This is a genomic window from Streptomyces sparsus, assembly GCF_054776295.1.
On record NZ_BAAHCA010000574.1, the window covers coordinates 1 to 3192 of the forward strand.

A 3192-nucleotide genomic window follows, 5' to 3' on the forward strand; every position below is an offset into this window, starting at 1 on the left:
GGTGCCGACCGGGGCGGGGCTGCCGGCGGTGCCGACGGCCTCGATCCGGCCGGCGCCGACGCGGACGTCGACGAGGCGGCCGTCGGTGAGCCGGGCACCGCACAGGACGAGGTTGCCGCCCTCGGTGGCCGGGGCCGGATGGTCGGTGCTTCCCGGCTTTCCCGGCTCGTGCGGATGACTGTCCGACATGGGGCTCCCGCTCGGTGAAATGGCTGGCCTCGGGGGCGGCCGGCGCCCCCCGGGCCGCCGCAAGATCACGCAGTGCGGTTCGAGACTAGGACGCGCCCGACGCCCGGTGCGGCAGGCGCTGAAAAGTCGTACCGGCGTGGCCCGAAGCTGGTCGGAAGGCAGGTCGGAAGGCAGGTAGGGAAGGTGCGCGGGGAGGCCTCGGAGGCGGGGTGCGGGCGCCGCCGATACGGATTTCACCTTCGGCGGCCGAGCGTGTAATGTCTTCATCGCTCGCCCCAATAGCTCAGTCGGCAGAGCGTCTCCATGGTAAGGAGAAGGTCTACGGTTCGATTCCGTATTGGGGCTCTGGTGTGAGGTCGTCCGCCCAGTGGGCGGGGGACCGTTCACATCGTGGCGGCGTAGCTCAGTCGGTAGAGCAAACGGCTCATAATCGTTGTGTCACCGGTTCAAGTCCGGTCGCCGCTACTTCACCGCAGTAGCCGATTGTGGGGTAGGTCCTTCGATCGGCTACTCTTTCATGTGTTGAACCCCTGTCCATCCGCCGTCCAAGGAGCACTCACGTGGCTGCCACCGACGTCCGCCCGAAGATCACGCTGGCCTGCGTGGAGTGCAAGGAGCGGAACTACATCACCAAGAAGAACCGGCGCAACAACCCGGACCGTCTTGAGATGAAGAAGCACTGCCCGCGTTGCAACTCGCACACCGCACACCGCGAAACGCGATAACACCAGGCTGGTTCTTGAGGCCGCCCCCCGCTTTCGGGGGGCGGCCTCAAGGCGTTTTCCACCCCTGTGTCACCGTCTTCACCAGCCCCGTGCCGGTCGGCACACTCGTTCCCCAGCTCACCCAGCTCACCCAGCTCACCCAGTTCAGCCAGTTCAGCCAGCTCTGACAGTCCACAGGAGGTAGCGGGCCCATGGCGCTCGACCAGTCCTTCGTCGGGCGGAGCTTTCCGCCCACCGCCCCGTACGAGGTCGGCCGGGAGAAGATCCGTGAGTTCGCCGAGGCACTCGGCGACCCCGACCCGGCCTACACCGACCCGGAGGCGGCCAAGGGGCTCGGCCACCGGGACGTGATCGCGCCCCCCACCTTCGTGTTCACCATCACCTTCCGCGCGGCCGGCGAAGTTGTGCGCGATCCCGCGTTCGGCCTGGACTACGACCGGGTGGTCCACGGCGACCAGCGGTTCGTCTACTCGCGCCCGGTGTGTGCGGGGGACCGACTGACTGTGACGTCCACCATCGAGGCGGTCAAGTCGATGGCCGGCAACGACATCGTGGACATCCGCGGTGAGGTGCACGACGAGTCGGGTGAGCATGTCGTGACGGCCTTCACCAAGTTGGTCGCCCGCGCTGTCGAGGAGGACGGCCGATGACCGCCAGCGTCCGCTACGCCGACGTCGAGGTGGGCACCGAACTGCCCGCCCGGACGTTCCCCGTCACCCGGGCCGCCCTCGTCCAGTACGCGGGCGCCTCCGGCGACTTCAACCCGATCCACTGGAGCGACCGCTTCGCCACCGAGGTCGGCCTGGAGAACGTGATCGCGCACGGCATGTTCACGATGGCCCTCGCGGCGCGGGTCGTCACCGAGTGGGCGGGCGACCCGGCCGCCGTCGTCGAGTACGGGGTGCGCTTCACCAAGCCCGTGCTGGTACCGGACGACAACACCGGCGCCCGCGTCGAGGTGTCCGCCAAGGTCGCCGCGAAGCTCGACGACGAGGCCCGCACGGTCCGCGTCGACCTGCTCGCGACCAGCGCCGGCAACAAGGTGCTCGGCATGTCCCGCGCCGTCGTCCGGCTCGCCTGACGGCAGCCCGTGCGCAGCCCGTGCGGCATCCCGTGCGGCTTCGACGGGGACGAGGGGGCGCCGGGCGGGTACCGGCGTCCCCTTACCCTTGTCCCGTGCAGGTACTCACCGACGCCCCCCTGGCCCCGCTGACCACGTTCCGGTTGGGCGGTCCGGCCGCCCGGCTGCTGACCGCCACCACCGACGACGAGGTGGTCGACGCGGTCCGCGAGGCCGACGACGCCGGCACTCCGCTGCTGGTCGTCGGCGGCGGCAGCAACCTCGTCATCGGTGACGGCGGTTTCGACGGCACCGCCCTGCGCCTCGCCACGACCGGCTTCATCCTGGACGGCACCTCCCTGGAACTCGCGGCCGGCGAGAACTGGTCGGAGGCCGTCGCCCGCACCGTCGAGGCGGGGCTCGCCGGCGTCGAGTGCCTGGCCGGCATTCCCGGCTCCGCCGGGGCCACACCCATCCAGAACGTCGGCGCCTACGGCCAGGAGGTCGCCGACACCGTCTCCGAGGTCGTCGCCTTCGACCGCCTGGAGCGGCGTACGGTCACCGTGCCGGCTGCGGAGTGCGGGTTCTCCTACCGCCACAGCCGCTTCAAGGCCGAGCCGGGGCGCTACGTGGTGCTGCGGGTCCGCTTCCGGCTGGAGGACGCCGGCGGGCTGTCGGCGCCGCTGCGTTACGCCGAGACCGCACGGCTGCTCGGCGTCGAGCCGGGCGAGCGGGTGCCCGCCGCCGAGGCCCGACAGGCCGTGCTGAAGCTGCGCACGGGCAAGGGCATGGTGCTCGACCCGGAGGACCACGACACCTGGTCGGCCGGTTCGTTCTTCACCAACCCCATCCTGACCGAGGACGAGCACGCGGCCTTCCTGGCCCGCGTCGCGGACCGGCTGGGACCGGCGACGGCGCCCCCGGCTTTCCCCACGGCTGACGGCCGCACCAAGACCTCCGCCGCCTGGCTCATCGACCGGGCCGGTTACGCCAAGGGCTACGGCAGCGGCCGGGCCCGCATCTCCGGCAAGCACACCCTGGCCCTGACCAACCGGGGCGGCGCGACCACCGAGGACCTGCTCGCCCTGGCCCGCGAGATCCGCGACGGCGTGCACGCCGCCTTCGGCGTGACGCTGGTCAACGAGCCGGTCACGGTCGGCTGCTCGCTGTAGACCGTGGACGGCGGCCGGCGGCCGGCGCCCCGTGCGGCACGCCGGG

The 3192-nt window shown here is 71.1% G+C and carries 4 protein-coding genes, 2 tRNA genes and 1 pseudogene; 6 read left to right on the forward strand and 1 reads right to left on the reverse strand.

Annotated elements, in window-relative coordinates:
- Positions 1 to 189 (reverse strand): annotated as a pseudogene (locus tag ACYVE9_RS20390) (hydrolase); the annotation flags it as partial.
- Between the two features lie 272 nt (positions 190 to 461).
- On the opposite strand from ACYVE9_RS20390, the gene ACYVE9_RS20395 reads away from it, so the two are divergent.
- From ACYVE9_RS20395 to ACYVE9_RS20420, 6 genes are all read left to right on the forward strand, one after another.
- A tRNA-Thr gene (locus tag ACYVE9_RS20395) sits at positions 462 to 534 on the forward strand.
- Between the two features lie 47 nt (positions 535 to 581).
- A tRNA-Met gene (locus tag ACYVE9_RS20400) sits at positions 582 to 654 on the forward strand.
- A gap of 95 nt (positions 655 to 749) precedes the next feature.
- The gene (rpmG, locus tag ACYVE9_RS20405) at positions 750 to 914 is read left to right on the forward strand and encodes a 50S ribosomal protein L33 (RefSeq protein ID WP_003956487.1); all 165 of its coding nucleotides are present in this window, start codon (positions 750 to 752) and stop codon (positions 912 to 914) included.
- 191 nt (positions 915 to 1105) lie between these two features.
- Positions 1106 to 1564 (forward strand): FAS1-like dehydratase domain-containing protein, encoded by a 459-nt coding sequence (locus ACYVE9_RS20410; protein ID WP_461029335.1) that lies wholly within the window; start codon positions 1106 to 1108, stop codon positions 1562 to 1564.
- Positions 1561 to 1995 (forward strand): MaoC/PaaZ C-terminal domain-containing protein, encoded by a 435-nt coding sequence (locus ACYVE9_RS20415; protein ID WP_461029336.1) that lies wholly within the window; start codon positions 1561 to 1563, stop codon positions 1993 to 1995. The genes ACYVE9_RS20410 and ACYVE9_RS20415 overlap by 4 nt, the downstream gene beginning before the upstream one ends.
- A 95-nt stretch (positions 1996 to 2090) precedes the next feature.
- Entirely contained in the window at positions 2091 to 3146 is a 1056-nt protein-coding gene (locus tag ACYVE9_RS20420; RefSeq protein WP_461029337.1) for a UDP-N-acetylmuramate dehydrogenase, read from the forward strand.
- The last annotated feature ends 46 nt before the right edge of the window (positions 3147 to 3192 follow it).